19 protein-coding genes are annotated in these 26,415 nt (G+C 66.5%); 10 read left to right on the forward strand and 9 right to left on the reverse strand.

What is annotated here, in order from left to right; all coding sequences use genetic code 11:
* Positions 1-34: 34 nt before the first annotated feature.
* Positions 35-235: a hypothetical protein gene (locus tag QRN34_RS15145; RefSeq protein WP_285405698.1), complete on the forward strand. Its 201-nt coding sequence runs from the start codon at positions 35-37 to the stop codon at positions 233-235.
* Positions 236-254: 19 nt separating this feature from the next.
* On the opposite strand, the gene QRN34_RS15150 is transcribed toward QRN34_RS15145, so the two are convergent.
* On the reverse strand, positions 255-884 hold the full coding sequence (locus QRN34_RS15150; protein WP_285405700.1) for a TMEM175 family protein: 630 nt from the start codon (positions 882-884) through the stop codon (positions 255-257).
* A 146-nt stretch (positions 885-1,030) separates the two neighbouring features.
* On the opposite strand from QRN34_RS15150, the gene QRN34_RS15155 reads away from it, so the two are divergent.
* The 4 genes from QRN34_RS15155 to QRN34_RS15170 all read left to right on the forward strand — a co-directional run bounded on the left by QRN34_RS15155 (position 1,031) and on the right by QRN34_RS15170 (position 4,415).
* Complete coding sequence (locus tag QRN34_RS15155) at positions 1,031-1,474, forward strand: hypothetical protein (RefSeq protein WP_285405702.1); 444 nt, start codon at positions 1,031-1,033, stop codon at positions 1,472-1,474.
* Entirely contained in the window at positions 1,467-2,786 is a 1,320-nt protein-coding gene (locus tag QRN34_RS15160; protein ID WP_285405704.1) for a sorbosone dehydrogenase family protein, read from the forward strand. The genes QRN34_RS15155 and QRN34_RS15160 overlap by 8 nt, the downstream gene beginning before the upstream one ends.
* A gap of 292 nt (positions 2,787-3,078) precedes the next feature.
* The gene (locus tag QRN34_RS15165; RefSeq protein WP_285405706.1) at positions 3,079-3,516 is read left to right on the forward strand and encodes a hypothetical protein; all 438 of its coding nucleotides are present in this window, start codon (positions 3,079-3,081) and stop codon (positions 3,514-3,516) included.
* A gap of 23 nt (positions 3,517-3,539) precedes the next feature.
* Complete coding sequence (locus QRN34_RS15170; protein ID WP_285405708.1) at positions 3,540-4,415, forward strand: bestrophin family ion channel; 876 nt, start codon at positions 3,540-3,542, stop codon at positions 4,413-4,415.
* 10 nt (positions 4,416-4,425) lie between these two features.
* Here QRN34_RS15170 and treS read toward each other — a convergent pair whose 3' ends face one another.
* On the reverse strand, positions 4,426-6,498 hold the full coding sequence (treS, locus tag QRN34_RS15175) for a maltose alpha-D-glucosyltransferase (RefSeq protein WP_285405709.1): 2,073 nt from the start codon (positions 6,496-6,498) through the stop codon (positions 4,426-4,428).
* Positions 6,499-6,888: 390 nt separating this feature from the next.
* Between treS and QRN34_RS15180 the strand changes: the two genes are divergently transcribed.
* Complete coding sequence (locus QRN34_RS15180) at positions 6,889-8,607, forward strand: M1 family metallopeptidase (RefSeq protein ID WP_285405710.1); 1,719 nt, start codon at positions 6,889-6,891, stop codon at positions 8,605-8,607.
* A 3-nt stretch (positions 8,608-8,610) separates the two neighbouring features.
* Here the strand turns inward: QRN34_RS15180 and QRN34_RS15185 are convergent, their stop codons facing one another.
* The 3 genes from QRN34_RS15185 to QRN34_RS15195 form a co-directional block, all read right to left on the reverse strand.
* Positions 8,611-10,419 carry a glycoside hydrolase family 97 protein gene (locus QRN34_RS15185; RefSeq protein ID WP_285405711.1) on the reverse strand — a complete coding sequence of 603 codons (1,809 nt, stop codon included), beginning with the start codon at positions 10,417-10,419 and terminating at the stop codon, positions 8,611-8,613.
* Positions 10,420-10,535: 116 nt separating this feature from the next.
* The gene (locus QRN34_RS15190) at positions 10,536-12,776 is read right to left on the reverse strand and encodes a protease pro-enzyme activation domain-containing protein (protein WP_285405712.1); all 2,241 of its coding nucleotides are present in this window, start codon (positions 12,774-12,776) and stop codon (positions 10,536-10,538) included.
* A gap of 286 nt (positions 12,777-13,062) precedes the next feature.
* The gene (locus QRN34_RS15195; protein WP_285405713.1) at positions 13,063-14,619 is read right to left on the reverse strand and encodes a methyl-accepting chemotaxis protein; all 1,557 of its coding nucleotides are present in this window, start codon (positions 14,617-14,619) and stop codon (positions 13,063-13,065) included.
* A gap of 162 nt (positions 14,620-14,781) precedes the next feature.
* On the opposite strand from QRN34_RS15195, the gene QRN34_RS15200 reads away from it, so the two are divergent.
* Positions 14,782-15,933 carry a sialidase family protein gene (locus QRN34_RS15200; RefSeq protein ID WP_285405714.1) on the forward strand — a complete coding sequence of 384 codons (1,152 nt, stop codon included), beginning with the start codon at positions 14,782-14,784 and terminating at the stop codon, positions 15,931-15,933.
* A gap of 161 nt (positions 15,934-16,094) precedes the next feature.
* Positions 16,095-19,106, forward strand: coding sequence for a TonB-dependent receptor (locus QRN34_RS15205; protein ID WP_285405715.1), 3,012 nt, complete (start codon positions 16,095-16,097; stop codon positions 19,104-19,106).
* Here QRN34_RS15205 and QRN34_RS15210 read toward each other — a convergent pair.
* The 3 genes from QRN34_RS15210 to QRN34_RS15220 form a co-directional block, all read right to left on the reverse strand.
* Complete coding sequence (locus tag QRN34_RS15210) at positions 19,090-19,974, reverse strand: EamA family transporter (RefSeq protein ID WP_285405716.1); 885 nt, start codon at positions 19,972-19,974, stop codon at positions 19,090-19,092. The two genes, QRN34_RS15205 and QRN34_RS15210, sit on opposite strands and share 17 nt — an antisense overlap.
* A 65-nt stretch (positions 19,975-20,039) precedes the next feature.
* Positions 20,040-20,225, reverse strand: a complete 186-nt coding sequence (locus QRN34_RS15215) for a hypothetical protein (protein ID WP_285405717.1) — start codon at positions 20,223-20,225, stop codon at positions 20,040-20,042.
* Between the two features lie 186 nt (positions 20,226-20,411).
* Entirely contained in the window at positions 20,412-20,861 is a 450-nt protein-coding gene (locus QRN34_RS15220; protein ID WP_285405718.1) for a VirK family protein, read from the reverse strand.
* A gap of 187 nt (positions 20,862-21,048) precedes the next feature.
* On the opposite strand from QRN34_RS15220, the gene QRN34_RS15225 reads away from it, so the two are divergent.
* Positions 21,049-23,469, forward strand: coding sequence for a penicillin acylase family protein (locus QRN34_RS15225; protein ID WP_285405719.1), 2,421 nt, complete (start codon positions 21,049-21,051; stop codon positions 23,467-23,469).
* A gap of 26 nt (positions 23,470-23,495) precedes the next feature.
* Here QRN34_RS15225 and QRN34_RS15230 read toward each other — a convergent pair whose 3' ends face one another.
* On the reverse strand, positions 23,496-24,740 hold the full coding sequence (locus QRN34_RS15230) for a hypothetical protein (RefSeq protein WP_285405720.1): 1,245 nt from the start codon (positions 24,738-24,740) through the stop codon (positions 23,496-23,498).
* A 123-nt stretch (positions 24,741-24,863) separates the two neighbouring features.
* Here QRN34_RS15230 and QRN34_RS15235 point away from each other — a divergent pair, with 123 nt between their 5' ends.
* Positions 24,864-26,288, forward strand: coding sequence for a glycosyltransferase family 39 protein (locus QRN34_RS15235; protein ID WP_285405722.1), 1,425 nt, complete (start codon positions 24,864-24,866; stop codon positions 26,286-26,288).
* Positions 26,289-26,415: the final 127 nt, after the last annotated feature.

Below are 26,415 nucleotides of genomic sequence, written 5' to 3' on the forward strand. Positions count from 1 at the left end.
GGGGCACGCCCGGCGGCCAAGGAGTGCCACGCTCATGTCCAAGCGCCCCGACCATCCGTCACCCGAGCCCCAGCTGCGCGAGGATCGCACCAGCGCCTACAACGTCGCCGCGGCCACGCATCCCGGTGCCTGCGTCGTACGCGTAGTGGACGCGTCCGGTGCCTGCGTGCCGCGTAACAATGCCGCCAAGGTGGCACCTGCCTCCCGGCCGTCGCACCCGGCAAAGCGCACCTGAGCCTCGCCGCCGGTCGGCGTCAGGCCTCGTCGGCGGTGACCTTGCGCTTCCCCATGCGCGCATAAAGCATCACCACCAGCGGCGTAAGCACCAGCAGGATGTTGCTGCGCCCTGGCCACCACATCGCCAGGATGCCCGAGAGCAGGGCCATCGACGGCATCGCCAGGCTGCGACGACGCAGCACGGCCACGGTGTCGTCATTCACACCCGGCGCCAGGAAGGGTGGCCGCAATGCCTTGCGTACCAGCCGGTACTGCAGCAGACCGGCGATGAGCAGGCTGGTCGCGTAGAACACTTCCGGCACGCGTTCCACGGGGTGGGCACTCATCAACGCCGTGGAGAACGGCGTGAAGGCGATGGCCATCAGCAGGAACAGGTTCGGCCACACGATGGAGGGGTCGTAGTGGCGCAACAGGCCGAACACGCGATGGTGAGCCGCCCAGACCGCGCCCACGACGACGAAGCTGAGGAAGAAGCCGGCCAGCTGGGGTATCAGTTCCACCAGGGCCTCCAGCCACGCCGCATCGCTGGACGCCGCCGGATGCGGCACGTGCACCTCGATGATCAGCAGCGTGATGGCGATGGCGAATACCGCATCCGAAAAAAACGTCAGCCGCTCCAGCTGCTGATCCTGGCCATGCTCCGACATCCCCACCCCTCGTTATGATCCCGGCGCGATGATCGCTTGTCACGGGTATGCATGGGAAGGGCGCGCAGCAGACATGGCCTAGACACGACGCGGACCAGCATGGCCCGTGCGTCATCCATCCGAACCATCCAGGGAGACCCTCGATCATGCATTCCCGCGTCGTGTCGCAGCGAAACGTGGTGGCCACCACGCTCTATGGCCTGCTCAATCCCATCCCCTTCGGCTGCTTCGTGGCCGCCCTGATCTTCGATGCGACCTATGCCCACACCGGCGTCCTGCTGTGGATCAAGGGTGCCGCGTGGCTGATCGTGTTCGGCCTGCTGTTCGCTATCGTTCCCCGGCTGGTCAACCTGGTGCAGGTATGGATTACCTCGCGCCATGCGCTATGGCGTGGTGCGCGTATCGATTTCTGGCTGAACCTGGTGGCGATCGTCGTGGCGATCGTCAACGCCTTCGTCCACACCCGCGACGCCTATGCCGCCGTACCGATGGGCGTCTGGCTGTCTGCCGTGACGGTGTTGCTGCTGGCCGTCGCCCATATCCTCGTCGCGGTGTACGCGAACGACCACGGAGTGATCGTCCATGACTAAGTCCTTCGCACTCAGCAGCCTTGCCCTGGCCTGCCTGGTCGGCCTCTCGGGATGCAGCGAAAAAGCCTCGCTGGCGCCGCCGGACCAGTCCGGCGCGGATCCTTCGCTGCCCGCGCCGCGGCACTTCCTCGTCCCGCCGATGCAGGTGCCCGACAAGGCCGGCTGGAAGCCGGGGCAGATCCCGCACGTGGCACCCGGTCTGGCCATCGAGGCCATCGCTACCGGCCTGATGCATCCGCGCCAGCTTTATACGCTGCCCAACGGCGACGTGCTGGTGGTGGAATCCAACGGCCCGGGCACCGAACCGGTCACCACGCCCAAGCAACTGATGGCGGGACTGGTCAAGGATCAATCCGGCAAGGGTGGCAAGGGCGGCAATCGCATCACCCTGTTGCGCCGGCAAGGGCAAGGGCAGGGCGCCTGGGAGAAACACGACTTCGTCGACGGGCTGAACTCGCCGTTCGGCGTGCAGCTGATCGGCAACACGCTGTACGTGGCCAACACCGACGGCATCGTCACCTTCCCGTATACGGAGGGCGAGACCCATATCGCCGCGGCGCCCACCGTGTTCGCCGACCTGCCCGACACGATCAACCATCACTGGACCAAGGCCCTGCAGGCGAACCCGGAGGGGACCAAGCTGTATGTCGGTGTCGGCTCCAACAGCAACATCACCGAGAACGGCCTGGACGTGGAATATCGCCGCGCGGACGTGCTCGAGGTGGACGTGGCCACGGGCGCCAGCCGGATCTACGCGGCGGGCCTGCGCAACCCCACGGGGCTGCAATGGGATCCGGTGGGCAACACGTTGTGGGCCATCGTCAACGAGCGCGACGAGATCGGTGCCGACCTGGTGCCCGATTACCTGACCTCGGTACGCCCGGGCGCCTTCTACGGCTGGCCGTACAGCTACTACGGCCAGCATGTGGATACCCGCGTCAAGCCGCAACGCCCCGACCTGGTGGCCAAGGCGATCCGGCCGGATTACGCCATCGGCTCGCACGTCGCGCCGCTGGGGCTGCTGCTGACCCAGGCCAACGCACTGCCGACGAAGTACCACAACGGCGCCTTCATCAGCGAGCACGGCAGCTGGGATCGCTCGCCACTGAGCGGCTACGAAGTGGTCTTCGTGCCGTTCCGGGATGGCAAGCCGCAGGGCAAGCCAGAGACCATCGTCAGCGGCTTCTATTCCGACGACCAGAAGCAACTCTACGGTGCTCCCGTGGGCATCGTGCAGGACAAGGACGGTGCGGTGCTGATCGCCGACGATGTGGGCGATACGGTGTGGCGGGTCACACCGGCGGCGCCCTGAGCCACATGCACTGGCCAGCGTTCAGAAGAACCTCACGTCGCTCCGGACGTCCGGAGCGACGTATTTCAGGCCCTGGCTGAACGACTGGCAGCGCTCGCATCCGTGACATGGACGTCTATTTCACGGGTGCGAATGCTGCGATGCCGCATGGCGACGCGGTTCGCATGGACGTCCGTAACAGGGGCGTTACCTGTCACCCGGGCCTTCGCTGAATGCCGTCGCCAACCCGGGGTTGCCATCGCCACGCGGGGTCTTGCAAGTTCGGGGCGTCCCCACCGCCACCGGATTGCGTATGCCGATACAGCAGCTGTCCCCCGATCGCACGGATAACGCCGACCCCACCGTCGGTCCTCCCGATCACATCGCTCCCGCGCTCGCCCAAGTGCGTCCGCATCTGCCGCTGATGCTCGTACTGGCGGTGTGCGCGACCGTCGTCGTCGCGGCCGACCCGCCGCGACGCATGGATCTGTTGATCGCCGAATGGTTCGGCAGCGCCGTCGCGCTGGGCATGGTGCCGTTGTTGCTGGTGCGTGGACTGCGCGTACGCAAGGTGGCCCCCGTGATGGCGCTGACCCTGGCGATGGCCGTGGCGCTTGCCCAGGGCCGTGACGACGCACCCGTCACCGAGGGTGGCCGTCCGTCGCCGCACACCCATCAGAACCGCCTGCCGACCGCATCCGACGGTTTCGGCGCGTACACCACGCCGCGCGCTGCCGCGCACAACAGCTGATCGTCACCCAGGAGGACACCCCGATGCTGGTTCCCGGTCATGCCCATGTGAGTCATCTTTCCCGCTATGTCGGCGTGCCGCTGCTCATCCTGTTCTGCTGGGATGTGCTGGTCACGGCCGCGTGGTATTGCACGCAGGCAGGGTGGGACAACTTTCCCGCCTTGCCGCTCACCCTGTTCGGCACCGCGGTAGCGATCTACCTGAGCTTCCGTAATGCCACCGCCTATGCGCGCTGGTGGGAGGCACGCACCCTGTGGGGAGCGATGGTCAACTGCTCGCGCACGCTGGTTCGCGATGCGTGGACGCTGCTGGGTGACGCCCGCGTGGCGCGTGAGATCTCCTATCGCCAGATCGCCTATGTGCACGCGTTGCGGCTGCACCTGCGCCGGCAGAAGGAGCGCGACGAACTGGTCGGCCTGTTGTCCGAGGAGGAGCTGGCCGACCTGGATACGGTAGCCAATGCGCCCAACGCGATCGCCTTGCGCACGGGCGCGCTGCTGAGCGATGCGGCGCCGGATTCGATCATCCGCGCCGCCTTCGCCCGCACGCTGGCCGAGATATCCAACGCGCAGGGCGGCATGGAGCGGATCAAGAACACGCCGTTGCCGCAGCAGTACTCCGTCTATCCGGTGGTATTCACGCACCTGTTCTGCGCGCTGCTGCCGTTCGGCCTGGTAGAGCAGCTGGGCCTGTACACCCCGCTGGGCTCGACGGTGGCCGGCGTGCTGTTCCTCGGCCTGCTGCAATCGGGCAACGACCTGCAGGACCCGTTCGAGAACGGCGTCAACGACGTGCCGATGACGGCCGTCACGCGCGGGATCGAGATCGACCTGCGTGACGGCATGCGTGAGGACCATCGCCTCAAGCCGTTCCCGATCGAGGCCGGCGTGCTCAAGTGAGTGGCAGCGCTCAGAAGCCGGGCGGCGCCGATACGCTGACGATGCGCAGGCAAAGACCCTCGTAGGCGTCGAGATGGATGTCCAGCACGCCGTCCTCGCCGACGTCGCCTTCCAGCGTCTCGTTGAGCAGGTCCACGACCGGACCGGCTCCCACGTTCTCCAGCACCAGGCGCTCGTCGATCGGCTCGGCAGTGAAGTTCAGGGCGGTGATCTGCACGCCGCGTCCGGCGGGCAGGTCATGCAGCATCACCAGCAGGCCCGCGGCTTCCACGTCCGGAATGGGCCGCTGGTGGCCGCTGGCCAACCCGGTGGCATGGCGCACCGTGAGCACGCGGCGCACGCGGCTGGCGAACGAGGTGGTGTCTTCCAGCTGCGATTTCAGGCTGCCGTACAGCGTGCGTGCCAGGGGCAGCCCCTGGCCGGAGACGGTGGCTTCCGGGTCCAGCTCCATCAGGTCATACGCACCGCGATTGATCCAGCGCGTGTCACCGTCACCCATGAGCGAGGATACGTCGTCCACGGGCAGGGTGAGCGCACCGACGATGTCCCACCCGGAAATGGCGAACACGCCCGGCTGCAGCGCGTTGAACATCACCAGCAGGAGGTGCAGCTTGCGGATCTGCTCGATGTCCTCGGCGGACAGCGCGTCCAGGTCGCGCAGGCCCAGCACGGCCGCCGCCAGGCTGGCCGTGGTGCAGGCGATGCCGTTGGTGACGAAGCGCAGGTTGTACGGGGCGTGCTCGCCGCTGAGCCGCTCGTACATGGCCTCGCGGATCTGCTCGCGCAGCAGCGCGCCGGGCATGGTCTGCCCCTTGAAGAAGAACGGCGTGGTGGCGTGGGCGGTCCAGAAGTGGACCAGCTCCAGGGTCAGTTCGTCGTGGTTCTGCATCGCGTGGATCAGCGAGGCCGGGTCGATCCCGTGCTGGTGCACGGTGCGCAGCATCAGGCGCAGGAATTCGGTGTCGCCGGTGGCCAGGGCATGCTGCACGGCGGGACGGGTGATGAAGTCGTACGACAGGTCCGCACCGCCGCGCGACATGGCCGCGATGTCGTCCACGGTGAGGTTCAGTTCCTGGAAGCTGAAGCCACCCGCCTTGCGCACCATGCCGGCGATGATCTGGTTGCCGGTGATCGACAGCGGATGGCTTTCCGACCAGGCCGGGCCGCCGGCGCGACGCTCGATGCCGAGGAAGCCGTTGGCATCCAGGCGCAGGCCACGCGCGCCCATCACGTCCAGGCTGTGCAGCGCGTCGCCGATCACCAGCTGCTGCGCAGCGAAGGAAGGATCGAGCCAGTTCAGTGCCGGCTGGCCTTCCTTGAAGTAGTGCAGGTACACCCAGCGGCGCGGCTTGCCGTCCACGCCGGTGACGATCGCCGTGGCGCTCCAGTCGGTATCCTTCACCCCCGGCTCGAGGAAGATCACCCGCTGCAGCTGGCCGACGATGTAGCCCTTGTCGTGCAGCGCGTCCACCGTGAGCGGCCCGAGGTTGATCGAGTCGCGGCCTTCCGGCACGTCCGGCAACAGCGTCCAGTCGTCCTCGCGGATCTCCACCATGTGGTACAGGCCGGGGTAGTCCCCATAGGCCATTTCCGCCAGGCGGAAGTCGGCGCCCTTGCCGGTATGCGACGGGATCACGTCGTCGATGACGATGCCGCTGAACACCGACGCCATACGCGCGATGTCGGAGAACTCGGCGCTGGTGCCGAACACGGGGTCGGTGTCCAGGCCGATACGGTCGAAATGCCCGTCGATGGTCGGCGTCTTCTCGCGTCCACGCAGGCCACCGGCCTCCTTGGTCGGGCCCACGTGCATGCCCTGCACGCCGAGTACCGAAAGCGCGTGCCACAAATCGTGCTCGCCTAGCGCCGACAGCACCGACTGCCCCGGGCGCGTCACCAGCGAGGCCGGATAGGCGGTGAACCACACCGAGGCCATCTCCGAGGCGCTACGCCCGCGGCTTTCCGCATACGGATACGCCCACAGGCGCGCCTGTCCGCCATAGAGCCTGGCGCGTTCGCGGGCTTTCTCCAGCATGGAGCGCTCGAGCAGCCATGCCACGTAGTCCTGGGAGTTGTCGGTCATCGGGGAAGGGGCGCTGGCGAGGAAGGTCGCGATGGTAGCGGATCGCGGTGCATAGGCGGTGTAGGAGCCGACGATGTCGGCGAAGCCCTCAGCGTTTCTAGGGCGAGGGAGGCCTTGGGTAACATGCGAGCGAGCGTTCCCGTCTACGAAGCGAATCTCGGTCTTATTCGCCGTAGACGCAGGATGATAGGCGCGACGCGGGGCGATGGATGGTGCCGCGTCTTCGCTTTGTTGGCTTTTCGCCCACATCGTGGGCTCCTACGCCCTCGTTCTTTCCGGCGACGTGGCGGGTTCGCGCGTAATTACCATCCGTCTTTCGACCTAGGACGGGGTCGCGGCATCTGGGTATGGTGGCCGCGCACATTTCACTCGCCGACGGTCGCTCAACGTATGCGTATTCCCCTCCTGTTCGGTGCCGGTGTCGCGCTTGCGACGGCGGCATGCACGCCCTCGACGCCGCCGGCACCGCCGCCGCTAACCGACCTGACCCGCAACTCCGGGGCGGCGCGTGCGCCCGAGCAGATGGCGGTGACCTTCGAGCATGCCGACCTCGGCATCCGCGTGGACCCGGTGCGGCACTGGATCGAAGGGGATGCCAGGCTGACCTTCGGGGTGACGGCACCGTTGCGCCGCATCGTGCTGGACCTGGATCGCAACCTGCCGATCGACCGTGTCGAGGTCGATGGCAAGGCACTGGCGAGCGCCACCTGGCGCAATCCCGACGGACGACTGTCCATCGACCTGCCGCGGCCGCTGGAGAAGGGCGCGCGGACCACGGTGCGCGTGGTGTATCACGGCAGCCCGCATACGGCGGTGCACGCGCCGTGGGACGGCGGCTTCGTCTGGACGAAGGCGCCGAACGGCATGCCCTGGGTGGCGACCGCGGTGGAGGGCGAGGGCTGCGACCTGTTCTGGCCGTGTATCGATCACCCCATGGGCCGCCCGCAGGTGGTCGACGAGCACATTACGGTGCCGGCGCCGCTGGTGGCGGTGGGCAACGGCGTGGCCATGGGCATGGATGAGGCCGAGGGCAGGCGTACCTACCATTGGCGCAGCCACGATGTGAGCACCTACGGCGTGGCGCTCAACATCGGGCCGTATCGCGAATTGTCCGCGTCGTATCGCAGCCGGTTCGGTAATGTGGTGCCGCTGCATTACTGGTACGTGGACGACGAGAGCCAGGCGAAGGCCCTGTTCGCCGAGTTTCCCGCCATGCTCGATTACCTCGAAAGCGCCGTCGGACCGTATCCGTTCGGCGGCGAGAAGATGGGCGTGGCCGAAACCCCGTTCAAGGGCATGGAACACCAGACGATCAACGCCTATGGCAACGCCTATGCGAAGAATGTCTACGGCTACGACGACCTGCTGCAGCACGAGCTGTCGCACGAGTGGTTCGGCAACCAGGTCACCAACGCCAACTGGGACGACATGTGGCTGCACGAGGCGTTCGCCACGTACATGCAGCCGCTGTACGCGGGATCGCTGGGCGGCAGCCAGGCCTACTTCGCCAGCCTGATGCAGCTGCGCGCGCGCATCGACAACAAGCATCCCATCGTGTCCGGCAAGCCGCGCCGCGAGGAAGACGTCTACGACGACACCCGCGGCGGCCCGGGGCAGGACATCTACAACAAGGGTGCGCTGATGCTGCACACCCTGCGCGGGCTGATCGGCGACGAGGCGTTCTTCCGTGCGACCCGCGAGCTGGTCTACGGCACCGATCATCCGGTGCCTGGCCAGTTCGCGCCGCGCTACGCCACCACGAAGGATTTCATCGACATCGTGAACCGTGTGACGGGCCGTGACATGCGCTGGTTCTTCGACGTGTACCTCTACCAGGCGGCCCTGCCGGAGCTGAAGGTGACGCGCGAAGGCCAGCAGCTGCACCTCGCCTGGCAGGTGCCGGGCAAGGGTCCGTTCCCGCTGCCCGTGGAGGTGCGTATCGGGGACAACGTGGTAACGCTTCCGATGACTGCGGGGCAGGGCGAGGTGGCCCTGCCGCCGGGCGCGACGTTCACGGTCGATCCCGCCTCCAAGCTCCTGCGCCGCGACCCGGCCATCGAGGCCTTCCAGGCGTATACCCGCAAGCACAAGGCGCCGAAGGCGTCGTAACGGTCATCGGCGATAGCAGCCATCGTCCGGGGTGGCCGTCGCTGCCGGGCACAGCACCGCCGCAAAGCCGCCGTCCTGCGGCACGTCGAAGGCGAGCGTGCCGTCCGCGGCGAGCGTCTGCGCGCTGCGTGCCACGTCGCTCCGGTCATGGCCGTCACGCACGATATCCGCATGCCACGGGCCCGTGCCGAGCGATGCCACCGGCACGGTCAGGCGCCGGGCAGGCCCCGCGGCAATTGCGCCGATGAACCAGCGGTCGCCGCTGCGCCGCGCGATGATCGCCTCCTGTCCGGGCGTGCCGGCGATCAGTTTCGTGTCGTCCCACACGGTGGGCACCTGGTTGAGGAAGGCGAGGGCCAGCGGACGACGCTCGTACGCCTCCGGCCGGTCGGCCAGATGCGTCCAGCCCGACTCGAAGACGATGGGTAGCGCCACTTCGTGCGCGATGCTGGCTTTCTGCGTCCCGGTGTCGAAGGCCACCGGCGTGTAATCCATGGAACCGACCACGTTGCGCGTGAACGGCTGGATCGTGTTGCCGGCGACAGGCGGATCGTTCTCCGCGCCGCGCACGCCTTCCATCGTCATCAGGTGCGGCCAGGTGCGCGCCAGCCCGTGGGGGATGGTGGCACCGTGGAAATTCACCATCAGGTGCAGGCGGGCGGTGTCGGCCAGGGTATCGTCGTACCAGCGGAAGCGGGCCTGCGAGTCGGATTCCATGAAGTCGATCTTCACGCCCTTGACGCCCCAGCCCTTGATCCGGGTCAGCTCCGCCATGCGCTTGCTCGACGTGTCCAGCTTCGACCAGTGGTACCAGAGCAGGATGTCCACGCCCTTGCCGTTCGCATAGCGCACCAGGTCGGGCACCCACGTGTCGCTCCAGCCTTCGTCGACGAGCACGTAAGGGATACGGTTTCGCGCGGCGAAATCGACATACGCCCGCTGACGCTGCACGTTCGAGGGGCTGTCGTGCTCGCTCAGCCACGACCAGGCCACGCGGCCGGGCCGTATCCACGCGGTGTCGTCGAAGCGTGCCGGGTCGGCCAGGTCGTCCACCAGGGTGGATGCGGTGACCGTGGCAAGATCGCCGGCGATCACCACGCGCCACGGGGTCACGCCCTGGCTGTCGACGCGGGGATCGGCAAGGGCGAGGGTATAGGTGCCGCTACCCGCGGCATGGACCAGGCGGCTGCCGTCGTAGCGGCCATCGGCATTGGCTTCGGTGATCAGGGCGTAGTGCCCGCCCAGCCGGAACAGCGAGGGGTACCCGTAGTCGCCGGCGGCCGCCGTGCCTGCCGTCGTCTGGATGCGTTCTTTTTCGTACTGGGGGCCGTATGGCAGCAGCCAGGCGGGCGAGTGGGCGGGGACGGCGAAGGCGGTGGCTTCACCGGTAACGGTGGCCTGGTGCACGCCGGGAAGTTCGTAGCGGAAGGCAATGCCATCGGGTGCCGTGCGCAGCACGACATCGAGCTGCTGGCCCATGGCGTTACGCAGTGCGTAACGGGTCTCGTCGAAGGTGGCCTCGCGCTGCAGGCGCTTGCCGGTGGTCATGCGGTAGTGCTCGACGATGCCGTGGTGTTCGGTGGTGCGCTGGAGGGTCAGCCCCTGGGTGAGATCCGCCGCGGTCGTCTTCAGGCCGAGTGCGATGGTGATCGGCAGGGCACTGCCAGGATCGCGCACCGTCAGCACGGGCCGACCGCCGTTCGCCACGGTGAGCGTCGCCTGCGGCGACGCGGCTATCGCCGGCACGGCCAGGAAGAGGGAGAGTGCCGGCACGAGCCGGCGAACGCGTGACACGGGCGAAGCAGCCTGCATGCGGACATCCTCACGGCAACGAATACCGAGGGTTCCACAAAACACCGGCGTGCTCAATGCGCCGCCATCGCACCACGATCCCGTCCACGGCGTGTCGCGCCGTGGACGGGGCCTCGTCAGTGTTGCTTGTTGTATGCCTTCCAGGCCTTGGCCAGGTTGGCGGCGTTGACCGAGCCCAGGCCGGCGGCGAAGCTCCAGCCAGGCTGCGCGGGGTAGGCCTCCTTGTACTTCTTCGTGGTGATCGAGGTCAGTCCGTAGGGCCCCGTATAGGCATAGCAGTTGTCGGCACCCGTGGAACAGTTGGTCGAGATGCCGCCGCGGGTGATGTTGTGGAACACGCAACCGGCGGTGCCGGTGGCGCCCTTGTCGGCATCGCACGCGGCCAGCGTGGCGGGCGCCGCGCCGTCGGCGGTGCCGTACTCGTTTGCGGCCAGGGCATAGAGCGTGGTCGCCGCCACACCCTGCTTCCGGCGACCGGTGGACTGGTTCACCAGGGCCTGGATGGCCGCGAACATGGGCGATGCCAGCGACGTGCCACCGCTGCCGTCGGCTCCGTTGGGCAGGCCCGGCGCGCACAGCGCGCTGGAATCGCACGTCACCGCGTAGGTGACATTACCGTAGCTGCCGGCGAACAGGGCCACGTCAGGTATGTCGCGTGCCCCGTCCTTCGATGCGCCGTGCACCTTGGCCTGCCATGCCGGCTTCTCGTTGTACAACGCAGGCGCGCCACTGGAGCCTTCCGCCGTGAACGGCGTGTTGAAGCGGCCCAGTTTGGCGTACTGTGCCTGGCAGAATTTCACTGCGCTGGCATAGCCGTTGGCCTTGGCTGCCACGCCGTTGCCGCAGGACTCGTTCCACGGGATCTCGGGTACGTAGGACAACGCGCTGCCCAGCACGCTGTTCGGCTTGGCCGCGAAATACGTGGCCGTGGTCTTGTCCAGCACATCGGCCGTATCCGTGCCGCCCACCGCGGTAACGTATGGCGAGGTTGCCAGCGCATTGGCGCTGATGCCCAGCGTGATGAATGCCGACCCGTTGTAGCCCGTGTTCACGCCGGAATCGCCGGTGGAAACGAACACCGAGATGCCTTCGGCGGCGGCCTGCTGCCACATGCCGTCCAGGGCGATCTTGGTCGCGACGTCCACGTCCAGTTCGTCGAAACCGTAGCTGGCACTGATGATGTCCGGCCGGTCGGCGCCGTTGATGAGGTTGTTCGCCGCGGTGTACACGCCACCGAAGAAGTTGTTCGTGCCGGAGTCGTCGCAGGTGGCGACCTTCAGCGTGGCGCCGGGGGCCATGGCGGTGACCCATTCGGCGTCGAGCAGCGTTTCACCGGATTCCTCCTCGATACCGGCGCTGACGTTCGGGTCGATGCAGTTGGTGCTGGACAGGCCCGCTGCCGGCGGATTGACCAGGGCGTACGTACCGCCGTATTTCGCCAGGTCGAAGGTCTTGACGAAGTTGTCCCAGTCCGCCTTGGGCATGTCGGCGTCCTCCACCACGGCCACGGTGATGCCCTTGCCGGTGATGCCGGAGGCGATCAGCGGCGCGGTGCCGTACATGACGCTCATGTCGTACGGGGTCAGCAGCCGTATCGTGTCGTTGAACGGGAACAGCTGCGGGCTGGCCTTGGCCGCGGCCACATCGGCGGAGGTACCCGTGGCGGGTTTGCGGATGAAGCCCGTACCCGACGGATCGCGCGCGGCATGCACGAAAGGCGTGTGCTGCGCCTGCGGACGCAGGTCGGTCAGGCCGGCCACGCCTGCGACGACATCGCTCAAGGCCTTGGGAATCGTCACGTCGCCGGCGTTGGCCAGGTGCTGCTTCGCGTCCACCGCATAGTATTTTTCCTGCACGCCGAAGGCGTTGCGCACCTGCCCGGCGGAACCCGAGAAGTCGATCTGCATGCGGCTGGGATAGACACCGTTGACGGTGAAGCCCTGGGCCGTGAGGTAGGACACGGCGGTGGCGAGATCGGCGTCGGTGACGCCGAAGCTCTTGCCGAAGGCTTCCGGGGTGAGCCAGCGACCGAAGCGGGCGGAGGAGGGGTCGTTCTGCTCGGCGATCACCTTCTTCAAGGCGGCTTCGCGCTTCGCGCTGCGCTTGAGCACGAGCTGCAGGTGGTTCATCGGCAGGTCGTCGGTGGCGACGGAGGTCGCGGCGACGGCATCGACCAGCGGGATGTGGCTCCCGGCAATGGCAACACGTTGACGGGCATCGACCGCCTGCGTGATCCGTGGTGCCTCCGTGGTGTCGATATCGGCGACCGCGGACGCGGCGGTTTGCGAGAATACGGCGGCAGGTGCTGAAAGCGCGCACAGGACAGCCGCGCACAGCAACGACTTGCGATACGTCATGGATCGTCTCCCTCGAGTTTTGTGGTTCCCCTGTTTGTCGTGCGCGAAAGCGTCGGCACCGCCTTCGCCGACGCGGACCGGCCGCGTCTTCCCAAGGCAAATGGTTGCCCGGGAATGAGCCGAGCGTATTCCCTTGTAACGCGATTGAAAAGTGCGCTGGATCGCAAAAGACGCACAGACGTCTATACGTCTATGCGCTTTCTCATGCGTGAAAGATACAATGAAGCAAGTTATTGCGATCCGGGCGTCGTTGCGCGCCACGGATCGCAATAACCTGAGGCTCGGATCAGGCCGCTTCGAGGCGGAACACGTCCACCGCGGTGCGCAGCAACTGTGCCTGTTCGGCCATGGATCGCGAGGCGGCCGTGCATTGCTCGACCAGCGCGGCATTCTGCTGGGTCACCTGGTCCATCTGCGTCACCGCGCGATTGACCTGCTCGATACCCGAGGCCTGCTCCTGCGACGCCGCGGAGATGCCGGTCATGACGCCGGACACCTGGTACACCGCGGTGACCACGCCCTCGATCGTCGATCCCGCCTCGGCGACCATGGACGAACCCTCGGCGACCCGCTCCATCGACGCGTCGATCAGGCCGCGGATCTCCTTCGCGGCGGTAGCGCTGCGCTGTGCCAGCGAACGCACCTCGCTGGCCACCACGGCGAAGCCACGGCCATGCTCGCCGGCACGGGCCGCTTCCACGGCGGCGTTCAGCGACAGGATGTTGGTCTGGAAGGCGAGCGAATCGATGACGCCGACGATGTCACCGACGCGGGCGGAGCTGCTCGATATGCCCTCCATCGTGTCCACCACGCGTGCGACGGCTTCGCCACCGCGCTTGGCCGTCGCCGAGGCGGTGCCGGCGAGGGTCGTACCCAGCATGGCGTTGTCGGTGTTCTCGCGCACGGCGGCGGTCAGTTGCTCCATGCTCGCGGCGGTTTCCTCCAGCGAGGCGGCCTGTTCCTCGGTGCGCTGGGAAAGGTCGGAGTTGCCCTGAGAGATCTGTTCCGCGGCAATGGCGATGGAGTGGCTGGACTGCTTGATGCCGGTAACGATGCCGCAGAGGTGGTCGCGCATCGTGGCGATGGAATGCAGCAGGCTCGACGAATCGTCGGCCTTCAGGTCCACGCGCACGGTGAGGTCGCCATCGGCGATGCGGCGGACCACTTCCGCGGCGTAGATCGGTTCCCCGCCCAGGGCGCGGTACAGGCGGCGCCCCGTCCACACGCCGACGCCGGCGCCGATCAGCAGGCCACCCGTGGCGATGCCGAGCAGGGTGCGCCACAACAGTGCATAGCGCTCGCGCGAGCCCTGGTATTCGCTGGAGGCCACGTCGATCTGCAACGTGCGCAGGGCGTCCAGGTGCGACAGGGTGCGCGGCAGCAGGACATCGACCGAGGCGTGCAGCAGCTTGTCGGCGCCGGCGGTGTCGCCGGCCTCCAGGGCCTTGCGGGTCGCGGCGAAGCCCTGGCTTTCCAGCGTCTCGTACGAGGCATGGAAGGCTTCGGCCAGTTTCCGTTCGTCAGGCGTCCAGTACGTGGCCGCGTAGGTTTTCCACTGCGCCTCCAGCGTGCCGCGATGCGAAAGACTGGCAGCCACCGCATCGCGAGCCGGGAACCGCGAGGGGTCCAGTGCGGCCCGTGACAGCTGGGCCGCCTCGTCGCGCAGGCGATCGCTCACGATCGACAGCTGCTGGATGCAGACCGTGCGGTCCTCGTAGACGGTGCGCAGTGCCTCGCCCGTTGCCGAGAGGGCGTAAAGCCCGGACGCGCAGGTCGCCACCATCGCCAGGGCGAGTCCACCCGCGAGGATCGCCAATTGTGCCTTGACGCTTAACGTTGCCATTTTTGCTCATCGGTAGTCGGTGCTTCCTCGTCAGCGGCCACGACGAGCCGATCTGGAGTAAAAATTTGGCAAAATTGAGCTTTCAGAAACTTCTGTTCATATATGAGCGTGTTTGGTGAGGATAAGGTGAGTGATCGCCCGGCGCTCCTGAAAGGTCATGCCATGTTCGATTTGCTACCGCGCCGCCCCGTGGTCCGTAGCCGCGCCGCCTTCGCTGCCGCCGCGTGCCTGGGTCTGGCACTGGTGACCCCCACGGTGGTGGCCGAGCCGGGCGACCCGTGCCACGCCGTGGTGAGTCGCGACTTCGTCGCCGATCCCTCGCCGACGGCCGCAAGCCACGCCGGCACCCTCGTCGATACCCCGCACGGACTGGTGGCGGCATGGTTCGGTGGCAAGCAGGAGCGCGATCCCAGCGTGGTTATCTGGCTGGCACGACGCGACGCGAAGGGATGGACGCCGCCACGGGAGGTCGCCACCGGCGTCCAGGCGGACGGATCGCGGCTGCCCACCTGGAACCCGGTGCTGTTCCGGTCGCGCGCGGGCAGCCTGATGCTGTTCTACAAGGTGGGCCCCGACCCGCAGCACTGGTGGGGCATGGTGATGACCTCTCGCGATGACGGCGCGCACTGGTCGGCGGCCCGCGCATTGCCGCCGGGCATCCTGGGACCGATCAAGGACAAGCCGGTGCAGCTGGCCGATGGGGCTATCGTCAGTCCGTCCAGCACGGAGCAGGGCGACTGGCATATCCATATGGAACGTTCCGACGACGAGGGCCGCACCTGGCAGCGCGAGCCCGACGTGGCCTCCGCAGGCATCGACGCGATCCAGCCCAGCCTGCTGGTGCATGGCGACGGTACGTTGCAGGCGATCGGCCGCACGAAGCAGGGGCGCCTGTTCGACACCCGCTCGCACGACGGTGGCCGACAGTGGTCGCCGCTGCGCCTGCTCGACATCGACAATCCCAACGCGGGGATCGACGCGGTGGCCCTGGCCGACGGGCGCTACCTGCTGGTCTACAACCCCACGCTGCCGGGCAAGGACTGGTGGGACGGTCGAGGAACCCTCGCTGTCGCCCTGAGTGCCGACGGGCACCACTGGAAGCGCGTCCTCACGCTGGAGGACCACCCCGGCAAGGAATACTCGTACCCCGCGATCATCCAGTCGGCGGACGGCCGCGTGCATGTGCTTTACACGTGGGAGAGATCGCACATGCGCCACGTCGTGATCGACCCCACGCGGCTCACGCCCGATGCGTGCTCCGGCGTAAATGTCCACGCCGAACAACGCCCCCTGAAAACCAAGCAGGCGCAATAACTTGCGACTTTTACGTAACGCTCATGTAACCGTTGTGTAAACGTTTACGCGATGTTAGAAGGTGAGGCGTCGGCCTTCACGGCGCCGGCAATCCCATTCACTTGCATCTCGTCCACGGGAGGGTCCCGTGCGCACGGTCATGCCGCTACAGGGGCCTTCCCATGCCGACATCGCCTTTCTCGCGTCGCCTTCCGCTGCACGCGTTGTGCCTCGCTCTCGCCGCCGCCGGCATGCCGGTCGCCTTCGCGCAGTCGACCACGGGCAGCCTGTTCGGCGACGTGCCCGTCGCGGCCGGCACGACGGTACGCGTGGAAAACCAGAGCGGCGTGAGTCGCGACCTGCCGGTGGATGCGAGTGGGCGGTACAAGTCGCCGGCCCTGCCGATCGGCACCTACAAGGTGACGCTGTTGCGGGACGGCAAGGTGCTGGACACGCGCGACAACGTGGCCGTGCGCGTCGGCAACGCGAGCGAGGTCTCGTTTTCCGCCGGGACGGCGCAGGCCGCCACGCTCGACGGCGTGCAGGTGTCCGCCAACGCGACACCCCCGATCGATGTCGCCAGTGTCGATTCGCGTACCGTGATCGACGCGCAGCAGCTGGCGAAGCTGCCCCTGGGCCGTACCGCCGAACAGATTGCCCAGCTGGCCCCCGGCGTGGTCCCCAACAGCGGCGGGTTCACCAGTGACACCGGCAAGTCGCTGGTGAGCTTCGGCGGGTCGTCCGCCAACGCCAACGCGTACTACATCAACGGCTTCAACACGACGGACCCGCTGCAGGCCCTCGGCGGTATCACGCTGCCGTATGGCGCGATCGACCAGGAAGAGGTGTACACCGGCGGCTACAGCGCGCAGTACGGTCGCTCCGACGGCGGCGTGATCAACGCGGTGGGCAAGCGCGGTACCGATACCTGGCATTACGGGGTGCAGTTCCTCTGGGAGCCGCAGTTCGCCCGTGCCAAGGGCGCCAACAACTATTACGCCAGCGGCGTGCCGCAATCGGCCAAGGCCGGCAACCTGTATGCGTACAACCGCGACAACCGCAACGTCGACAGCACGGCGTCGGTCTATGCCGGCGGCCCGTTGATCAAGGACAAGCTCTACGTCTTCGCCGCGGCCGAAGTGGAACGCCGTGACACCCAGACCGTGGCCAACGAGGAAGCCAGCAACTCGTTCGAGAAGTCGCGCAGCACCATGCCGCGCTGGTACACCAAGCTGGACTGGAACATCACCGACAGCAACATCCTCGAGCTGACCGGTGCCTCGGACAAGACCGAGAACCGCGGCAGCTACTACGATTACGACTACGTGGCCAAGCGACGCGGTGCCTTCGTCAACGATGCGGACCGGCAGAAGAACGGCGGCGACCTGTGGAGCGGCAAGTTCACCAGCTATATCACCGATGCGCTGACGCTCACGGCCGAGTACGGCAAGATGCACACGCAGGCCTACCAGGCACCGGCCAACTACGACGGCAGCCTCACCTACATCGACGGCGACGTGAACCAGAACCCGGCGCTCAACGGTGGGGTGCCCATCGGCAACGCGCAGACCACCGATGGCCTGAGCGATCCCAAGCGCGGCAACTTCACGACCAACACCCGGCTCGACCTTGCCTATGCGATCGGCGACCACACCATCAGCGTCGGTATCGACAACCTGACCGCCAAGGCCGCCAACCAGGGCAGCGAGTCGTCCGGCCCGGGTTACACCTGGTCGTACAGCCAGTCGCTGCCCAACGTGCCGATCAACTCGGATCTGGGCGTGGGTGCCACGGGTGACTTCCCGAACGGCGCGGACGGCTATTTCGTCCAGAAGAACACCTACAGCCAGATCGCCACGGTGCGCTCGACGCAGCGCGCGCAGTACGTCGAGGACAAGTGGCAGGTGAACGATCGGCTGCTGCTGCAGCTGGGCCTGCGCAACGACCAGTTCACCAACTACGATTCCGCCAGCCAGGCCTACATCACCCAGACCAAGCCGCAGTGGGCCCCACGCCTGGGCTTCAGCTGGGACGTGATGGGAGACGCCAGCTTCAAGGTGTACGGCAACGCAGGACGCTACTACCTCGGCCTGCCGCTGAACCCCGCACTCAATTCCGCGGCCGCCACGACCAACACCGTGCAGTACTACACCTATGGCGGGATCGCCGCCGACGGCACGCCCACCGGCCTGACCCCGATGTCCGGGCCGGTCTCCGGCCTGAACCTCTACGGCCAGCAGCCCGATCCCAAGGTGACCACCGCCAAGGGACTCACGGCGGAGAAGCAGGACGAATACATCCTCGGCTTTACCAAGACCGCGGGCCCCGAGTGGGTCTACGGCGCGAAGCTGATGTACCGCAACCTGCGCAACGCGATCGACGACTACTGCGACCGCAACGCCGTGCTGGCCAAGTCGGCGCAGCTGGGCTACGACGCGTCCACCAGCAACAGCTGCTTCCTGATCAACCCCGGCCGGGCCAACACGTTCACGCTCGTGGACGCCAGCGGCAACTACGTCGAGGTGCCGATGAGCAACGCGGAGCTCGGCTTCCCGAAGCTCAAGCGCCAGTACTACAGCCTGGAAACGCTGCTGGAGCATCCGTTCGACGGGCACTGGTACGCCAAGTTCGACTACGTGTTCTCGCGCAGCTACGGCAACACCGAGGGCCAGCTTCGTTCCGACGTCAGCCAGGCCAACGCATCCACCAGCTACGACTGGGACGGCGCGTCGATCATGCAGTTTGCGAACGGGCCGCAGAACAACGACCACACGCACCAGATCAAGCTCTACGGCTACTACCAGATCGATCCCGAGTGGCTGGTGTCGGCCAACCTGGCGATCATCTCCGGCAGCCCCCGGCACTGCCTCGGTTTCTACGGCGCCGACGGCACCGATCCGTTGTCGTACGGCAGCCTCTACCATTTCTGCAACGGCGAGCCGTCGCGTCCGGGCAAGCAGGGCCACCTGCCGTGGACCCGCCAGTTGGACATCGGCGCGACCTATAGCCCAGCGTTCGCGGACCACAAGCTGAGCTTCAGCGCGAACATCTTCAACCTGATGAACGAGCAGCGGCCGCTGCAGCTGTCTCCCTATAGCGAACTCAGCCCGCAGCTGACCAATCCGCTGTATCGCACGGTGACGATCCGCCAGCAGCCGCGTTACGCACGGCTCTCGGTCAGCTACGACTTCTGATCGTCACGCCACTGACGGCGACCAGTCCGGCGACGATGAAGCCCATGCCCACCCATTCGTTGGGCAGGGGCTTCTCGTCCAGCACCCACCATGCCATCAGCACGCTGAGCACGGGCACCGCCAGCGACGACATGGAGGCCAGCGCCGTGGGCAGGCGACGCACCGCCAGCAGCCAGAGCGTCCAGGCCAGGCTGGTGGCCAGGATGACCGAGTAGGCCAGCCCGGCGATGAACGCCGGGCTCCAGACCATGGTCCGTTGCGGGACGAGGAAGGCGACGACCGCCAGGGCCAGGGCGCCGAAGGTCATCTGCCATGCGGTGAAGGTCAGCGGATCGGGCTGGTGGCGCTGGAACATGCGCTTGCTGACCACCGTGCCCAGCGCCCAGCACATCCCGCCCAGCAGGGCCATGCCGGTGCTCAGCGGGTTGCCGAGACCGTGCCAGGGTGCGATGACGAAGACGAGTCCCGCCGCGGCCAGCGCCATGCCGATCCAGTGCCGGCGCTGTGGACGTTCGCCCAGCAACAGCCACGCGAGCAACACGGCCCAGAACGGCATGGCATAGGCCAGCAGCACCACGTGACCGGCGCCACCGGAGGTCAGGGCCCACTGGCCCAGTCCCTGGAACGCAGCGGTCTGGGCCAGCCCGGTGACGATCGTGCCGGCGAGCGGTGGCGGCGCCAGCGGCCGGCGCAGCACCAGCACGACGACGAAAAGCAGGGCGGCGCCCAGCGCGTAGCGCAACGCTGAGAAGTCGAACGGGCCGGCGTAGCGCATCGCCAGCTTCATCACGATCCAGCTGAACGCCCAGATGACGACGGTGGCGCCCAGTGCGACGACCGGACCCGAGGACGGCTTGGCCTCGCTCATGACAAACAACCCGCCCATTCAAACGGGCATAGTGGCCGATTCGCCCTCAGGTTGCACGGCGCCGTTTAAGCGGGCACGCAGCGCCAGGTGGCCTTGCCGTTGATCACACCGACGAACTCGGCGACCTGGCCCTCCGGGCACACCGGCGCATTGCGCGGGGCGTTGTCCGGGGTGGTCAGCTGGCGGGCGTCAACGGCGTGCGCGGAAGCGCCTGCCACGATCAGGACGAGGACGGCGAGGGTGGTTTTCATGGGCGTTGTTCCCTGGGCGGTAACGATCGGAATGTCACGAAAGGCAGGCACCCATGCCGTGACCGGCGAGGATGCCTGCCTTTCGTGTACACCCCGGGTTGCCCGGGCGCAACGCATGGTCACTTGCGTTCACGTGTTGCTGCCGAAACGGCACATCCGGTCGCTCGGCAAGGGCATGCGACGTACTCAGTGGTGCTCGGGAATAAAGGTCACCCCACGGTTGATCCCGCACTCGTACGTGATCTCGGGTCCGAGCGGCGTATAGGTCGGCAGGGAATACATGAATGCCGTGAACGCGACGGTCTGGTCCGGCTTGACCTGGTAGCGGAGGAACTGCCACAACGGCTTGCCGTCCTGGCCGACGGTTTCATGCGCGTCGGAAAAACTGAAGACGCCATCCGGCGTCACGCGGTAGGCGCCGATCTTCAGGCCACCCTTCGTGGTGCCCGGCGCGGTCGTGGTACCGGTCGGCTTGCACTTGGTGAGGTCCACGGTGACGGCGATGTTCGCGCCGTTGTCTGCCGCTGTCTTCAATTCCTCCAGGCTGTAGATCGACGAGGGGGATTGCGCCATCGACGCGGAAATCGGCACGACCGCGGCCAGTGCCGCCAGGAGGGAGAGTCGCATGTTCATCATGGTGTGTTCCTCAACGGTGATGTCGTCGAAAAGAGTTACGATTCGTGATGCAATCGATTGTAATTGTCGATAAAGGTGTAGATTCGTCTCGTTTTCCCGCACGTATGCGCGTTGCCGTCCTGGATGTCCGCCCGCAGGTGAGTGCCCGCGACGGACGAATAGGATGCCTTCGACAAAGGACAAAAACGTGACGCATCTCACCTATCGGCATGTGCGCCGGCTGATCGCCCTGATCGTGGCGCTGGTCCTCGGGGCGGCCGCATCGATCCTCGTTGCCGTGTTCGTGCTGCTCCATGCAGGTGCCGCCACCACCGAAGGCGATGTCGCGGCCTCCGTCGCCTCGCCCGTGACGATCGCGCGCGATGCGGTGGGCGCGGTGACCATCGACGCAGCCAGCCGGGCGGACGCATCGTTCGCACTCGGCTTCGCGCATGCGCAGGACACGTTCTTCGCCATGGACCTCATGCGACGCAAGGCGGCCGGTGAGCTGGCGGCACTGGTCGGTCCCGCGGCTATCGACCTGGACAAGGACTATCGTCGCCATCGGCTGCGCGCGGTGGCCGAGCAGGCCTACCGGACGCTTCCCCCCGACCAGCGCGACCAGTTGCAGCACTACGCGGCGGGCGTGAACGCAGGCCTGGCCGGCCTGCGCGTGCGACCGTGGGAATACCTGGTGTTCCGGCAGGCGCCACAACCCTGGCGGCCCGAGGATTCCCTGCTGGTACTCGGCGCCATGTACCTCGAACTCAACGACGGCGGCCACAACGAGCGCAAACTGCGCCTGCTGCAACTGGACGCCGTGCTTCCGCCATCGGTCGTGGCCTTCCTCACCGCGCCCGATCCCACATGGGAAGCCGCGTTGGATGGTTCGGTGTCCAACGCGCCGCCCGTGCCGGACGCGTCGGTGTTCGTCCTGCCATCGCACACGGACGACGCGGTGGCGCTGGACCTGTCTTTCTCACCGCGGCAAGGGGCCGACATCGGCAGCAATGCGTTCGCCGTGGCCGGCACGAGTGCGTCCGACCCTGGCGCGCTGCTGGCGAACGACATGCACCTGAGCCTGGGCGTGCCGAACATCTGGTACCGCGCGACGCTTCGTTACGGGCAGGCCGACGCCAACGGCAAGGTTGTCGTGCGGCAGGTGGCCGGCCTTACCCTGCCGGGCACTCCCGCGCTGGTGACGGGCCAGAACGAACAGGTCGCCTGGGGCTTCACCAACAGCTACGCCGATGTGCAGGACTGGGTCGTCGTGCACACGACCGATCCGCAGGGCACGCGTTACCGGTCGCCGCAGGGTATCGAGGCCATGGTCTACAGGGACGAGGTGATCCAGGTACGCGGCGGCGCGTCCGTGCCGCTGCGTATCGCGGAAACGCGCTGGGGCCCGGTCATGGCGACGTCCGCGCAGGGCGAGCCGATGGCCCTGGCCTGGACCGGTGCCTCACCGCGCGCCTATAACCTGGCGATCATGCAGATGGAAGACGCGACGGACGTGCCCGCGGCACTCGATATCGCGCAACACGCCGGTCTGCCGTTGCAGAACGTCCTTGCCGCGGACCGGCAGGGGCACATCGGCTGGACGATTGCCGGCAACGCCATCCCGGTGCGAGGCACCGCTGGCTTCGCCAACCCCGCCGACTGGAGCGTATCCGGGGCAGGGTGGTCGGGATGGTTGGACGCGTCGCGGTATCCGCGGGTGGAGAACCCGCCGCAGGGGTATCTGTGGACGGCGAATAACCGCGCGGTCGGCGGTGCGTCCCTGGCGCTGCTGGGCAATGGGGGCTACAACCTGGGCGCCCGTGCCAGGCAGATCCGCGACGACCTTGCCGGCGGCCACCCCGCCACACCTGCCGCCATGCTGGCCATCCAGCGCGACGACCGCGCCGTGTTCCTCGCGCGATGGCAGGCGTTGATGCTTGAGGTCATCGACAAGGCGCGGGCCAGGCATGCCGACGAGGCCGGACTGGCCGCGCTGCACGATCGCGTCGCCCGGTGGGGGGCCAGCGCGGATGCGTCCAGCCCCGGCTATGGCGCCGTGCGACGTTTCCACGAAGAAGTGACTGCAAGGGTGCTGCGTCCCTTCGTGGCATTGGCTACCCGGCGCTTCAAGGATTTTGCGTGGCCCGAAGGTACCGCACCCGAGTACGCCGTCTGGCAGCTGATCCACGCACCGTCCTCATCGCACCTGCGCGACCCTCGCTATGCCAGCTGGGACGATCTTCTCGACGAGGCGTGCCTGGCGACGCTGCGCGACGTGGCGCAGGACGGCAAGGCCACCTGGGGCGACGAGAACGTGCTCAATCTGCGGCACCCCTTGTCGGGCGCCTTCCCGGGCATCGTTGCCCGGTTCCTCGACGCGCGCGCGCAGCCCCTGTCCGGCGACCGTGACATGCCGTTCGTCAGCGCGCCCCGGTTCGGCGCTTCGGAACGGATGGTGGCCGCGCCCGGTGACGCGGCACGCAGCCTGCTGCACATGCCCGGTGGCCAGACGGACCACCCGCTGGCATCGACCTACCTGGCCGGCACCGACGCCTGGCGGCTCGGCCAGCTGACGCCGTTGCAACCGGGCGTGGCGACGAGCACGTTTCGGCTGGTGCCGCTGCACTAGGTCCGAAAAACACGCATTATCCTGTTTCAATCGTCGGGGACAGGCTGCACATTGAGGGACTTTTGCTTGAGTACCTCATAGGTAGCGTCGTCCGGAAAATCGGTCAGGAGGAAACGGGGAGGGCAAAGGTCCGCACAGGGCACGGCAAGCTGCGGGATATGCGCTACGGCGTCTTCCCAGTCAATCGTCAGCAGTTCTCGCCGGACATCGCAGAACAGCAACAACTGGTCGCCCCGGGGCAGCAAGGTCTCGACGCCGCGAGTCCACTGTGCGGTACTGAAGATGCGCCCGGTATGGGTCTCCTCCGCGGCGCGATATGAGGCGACAAAGCGATCGGTCTGCTCTTTCTCGTGGATGGTTTCCAATACCTTCTTCTGTTCCCCGTACGCGCCGTCGAGGCGCCTGTAGCGCGCCAGCGACAGGCGGCGCGCCGTTTCAGGCGAAAGCGGTGTCTCGAAGGGAAGCCAGTTTCCATCGCGCAGCAGCAGAAACTGATCGCCCAGCGGTCGCGTGTCCTGCTCGAGCACATCCGCCGCGAGTGTAGCGATACGTTCGAGACCTTCCGCATCGAGGCTTCCCGTCACCAGCAGGTGGTTGCGCGAGGGAATGATCGCCACCGGCTCGCCATGCACATCCAGGCGGTGAATCATGTCGGTGAGCAGCAGTCGCGATGCATCGTAGATGTCGTTCCACGTGGATATCCAGACGCCGCCCTGCCGAGACATGCCCGACGGGTCCGTCCTGTCCCGCAGATTGTCGACGGCCTGGCGAAAGGCGGCATCGCGATCCAGGCCGGCTATCGCCAGCTGTCCTCGACCAACGGTCTGAGTCGCGCGTTCCGAATCCAGGACCAGTGCGACCGAGAGATTGTCCGTGAACGTTCGCGCGAGTGGTCCTGTGTCGGTCGATAAGTCGCCCGCGGCCCTGGCGTACAGCCGCATCCAGTCGAACATGGCGGTGTCACGGATGACCGGCATCAGGTTGGCGGCAATACCCTCGGCGCTATCATCCGCGAGGCCATGCGTCATGGAGAGCAGGTAGTGCTCGATGACCGCGCCGCGCTTCGCATGAGATGCGGCGAGGGCATCCCGATAGGCGTTATGGAGGTTCATCGTCCACGGCTTGCCTTCCGGCGAATCGAAATGGATCTGGAATGCCTTGTCGTCGTACCTGGCCGATAGCTGCGGTGAAAGCACGTGTGCCCGTTTCATCACCATGTCGGCAAAGCTATCCGGGCTCGGCTTGCGCATGAAGATATCGAGTAGGCCCATCGTGGTCGTCCGCGTTGAGTAATAAGATGAGGGTATCGCATGACAAGGCTTTTCATGGACAGACATAAAGCGATAACGACCTTACCGCTGCTGGGCATCGCCCTGTTGGCCGGTCTGGCTCACATGCTGACCAACGGGCAGTACGGATTCCATCGGGACGAATGGCAGTTCCTGAGCGATGCCCAGCACCTGGACTGGGGGTTCGTGCCATACCCGCCGCTGACACCCGCCGTGGAAGCCCTTGGCCTTAAGCTGTTCGGACTGTCGCTGGTGGGGTTGCGGCTATTCTCGGTGCTTGCGCAGATGCTGGTGATCGTCATCGCGGGGCTCATGGCGCGTGACCTCGGCGGTGGCCGACTGGCCCAGGTGTTTACCGCTATGGCGGTGGCGCTGTCTCCCGTGCCGATGTTCCAGGCGACCCAGTTCCAGTACTCGTCCTTCGACCTGCTCTGGTGGGTGCTGATCGCATGGTGCGTGATCCGTCTGCTGCGCGACGACGAGCCGCGCTGGTGGATCGCGATCGGCGTCGTCGCCGGCCTTGGCTTGCAGACCAAGTATTCCGTTGCCTTCCTGCTGGTCGGCGTACTCGTCGGCATGTTGCTGACCGATGCGCGCCGGTATATGAAAAGCGGGTGGTTCTGGGCAGGAGGTCTCGTCGCGCTCGCGATCGTCACGCCCAACCTGCTCTGGCTCGTGCGGCACGACTTCATTTCGTACCGATTCCTGCAGGGCATCCATGCACGGGATGTGCGCCTGGGTCGGGCTGACGGCTTCCTGCGCGACCAGTTCCTGCTCAATGTGAACCTGATCGCCGCACCCGTGTGGCTTGCGGGGTTGTACGCCTTCGCCACGAGCCGGCACCACCGCATGCTGGCATGGATGTATGCCGTGCCATTGCTCCTCTTCCTGCTCGCGAAAGGGCGTTTCTACTACGTGTCCGGCGCGTATCCCATGCTGCTGGCCATGGGGGCGGTGGTCGCGGAGAGTCGCCTGGGCAGCCTGCGCCCCCTGCATCGGCGGGGCGTCGTCGCGCTGGCGTTCGCCGCTTTGCTGGGATTGGGGGGATACGCGGCACTGCGCATCGTACCCATCGCATCGAGCGGCCCCTTACGCGACTACGCACTTCGTCACAACGCCGATCTACGCGAGGAGATCGGCTGGCCGGAGCTGGTCGCACAGGTCACCGCGATTCGCGACAGCCTGCCGCCGGCCGAGCAAGCGAACCTGGGCATCGCGGTGGGCAACTACGGTGAGTACGGCGCCATCGCGTTGCTCGGGCCGGCCTATCACCTGCCGGTACCTGTCACGACTATCAATTCCGGATGGCTGCGCGGCTACCCGGAACCCGCGCCATCCACGTACATCGTGCTGGGCAACTCGCTAGCGCGCGCTGAGGAAATACTCACGAAGTGCCGCGTGGCAGGCCGTGGCTCGAACAGGCTGGGCGTCGTCAATGAGGAGAGCAGAGATCACCCGGATATCCTTATTTGTGGCCCTTCGCGACTACCCCTAGATGAGCTGTGGAGGCGTGGCGCGGAGTTCGGCTGACGCGGCCTGCGAAAGGCAAAAGCAGCGAATTCTGCGTATCGCATGACATGGCGACGATTGGCAACATAACTTACGGCCTATATGCCGTTATTGCATAGGGCCGATAACCCCATCGAGTGCGACGTCC

Origin of the sequence: Luteibacter sp. ME-Dv--P-043b, from assembly GCF_030209605.1 — a bacterium.
In the GTDB taxonomy this organism is placed as follows: domain Bacteria; phylum Pseudomonadota; class Gammaproteobacteria; order Xanthomonadales; family Rhodanobacteraceae; genus Luteibacter.

Excerpts from the sequence above, each read along its gene's own strand:
- QRN34_RS15145 (WP_285405698.1), top strand. The coding sequence starts at position 35 with ATGTCCAAGCGCCCCGACCATCCGTCACCCGAGCCCCAGCTGCGCGAG.
- QRN34_RS15150 (WP_285405700.1), bottom strand. The coding sequence starts at position 884 with ATGTCGGAGCATGGCCAGGATCAGCAGCTGGAGCGGCTGACGTTTTTT.
- QRN34_RS15155 (WP_285405702.1), top strand. The coding sequence starts at position 1,031 with ATGCATTCCCGCGTCGTGTCGCAGCGAAACGTGGTGGCCACCACGCTC.
- QRN34_RS15160 (WP_285405704.1), top strand. The coding sequence starts at position 1,467 with ATGACTAAGTCCTTCGCACTCAGCAGCCTTGCCCTGGCCTGCCTGGTC.
- QRN34_RS15165 (WP_285405706.1), top strand. The coding sequence starts at position 3,079 with ATGCCGATACAGCAGCTGTCCCCCGATCGCACGGATAACGCCGACCCC.
- QRN34_RS15170 (WP_285405708.1), top strand. The coding sequence starts at position 3,540 with ATGCTGGTTCCCGGTCATGCCCATGTGAGTCATCTTTCCCGCTATGTC.
- treS (WP_285405709.1), bottom strand. The coding sequence starts at position 6,498 with ATGACCGACAACTCCCAGGACTACGTGGCATGGCTGCTCGAGCGCTCC.
- QRN34_RS15180 (WP_285405710.1), top strand. The coding sequence starts at position 6,889 with ATGCGTATTCCCCTCCTGTTCGGTGCCGGTGTCGCGCTTGCGACGGCG.
- QRN34_RS15185 (WP_285405711.1), bottom strand. The coding sequence starts at position 10,419 with ATGCAGGCTGCTTCGCCCGTGTCACGCGTTCGCCGGCTCGTGCCGGCA.
- QRN34_RS15190 (WP_285405712.1), bottom strand. The coding sequence starts at position 12,776 with ATGACGTATCGCAAGTCGTTGCTGTGCGCGGCTGTCCTGTGCGCGCTT.
- QRN34_RS15195 (WP_285405713.1), bottom strand. The coding sequence starts at position 14,619 with ATGGCAACGTTAAGCGTCAAGGCACAATTGGCGATCCTCGCGGGTGGA.
- QRN34_RS15200 (WP_285405714.1), top strand. The coding sequence starts at position 14,782 with ATGTTCGATTTGCTACCGCGCCGCCCCGTGGTCCGTAGCCGCGCCGCC.
- QRN34_RS15205 (WP_285405715.1), top strand. The coding sequence starts at position 16,095 with ATGCCGACATCGCCTTTCTCGCGTCGCCTTCCGCTGCACGCGTTGTGC.
- QRN34_RS15210 (WP_285405716.1), bottom strand. The coding sequence starts at position 19,974 with ATGAGCGAGGCCAAGCCGTCCTCGGGTCCGGTCGTCGCACTGGGCGCC.
- QRN34_RS15215 (WP_285405717.1), bottom strand. The coding sequence starts at position 20,225 with ATGAAAACCACCCTCGCCGTCCTCGTCCTGATCGTGGCAGGCGCTTCC.
- QRN34_RS15220 (WP_285405718.1), bottom strand. The coding sequence starts at position 20,861 with ATGATGAACATGCGACTCTCCCTCCTGGCGGCACTGGCCGCGGTCGTG.
- QRN34_RS15230 (WP_285405720.1), bottom strand. The coding sequence starts at position 24,740 with ATGGGCCTACTCGATATCTTCATGCGCAAGCCGAGCCCGGATAGCTTT.
- QRN34_RS15235 (WP_285405722.1), top strand. The coding sequence starts at position 24,864 with ATGCTGACCAACGGGCAGTACGGATTCCATCGGGACGAATGGCAGTTC.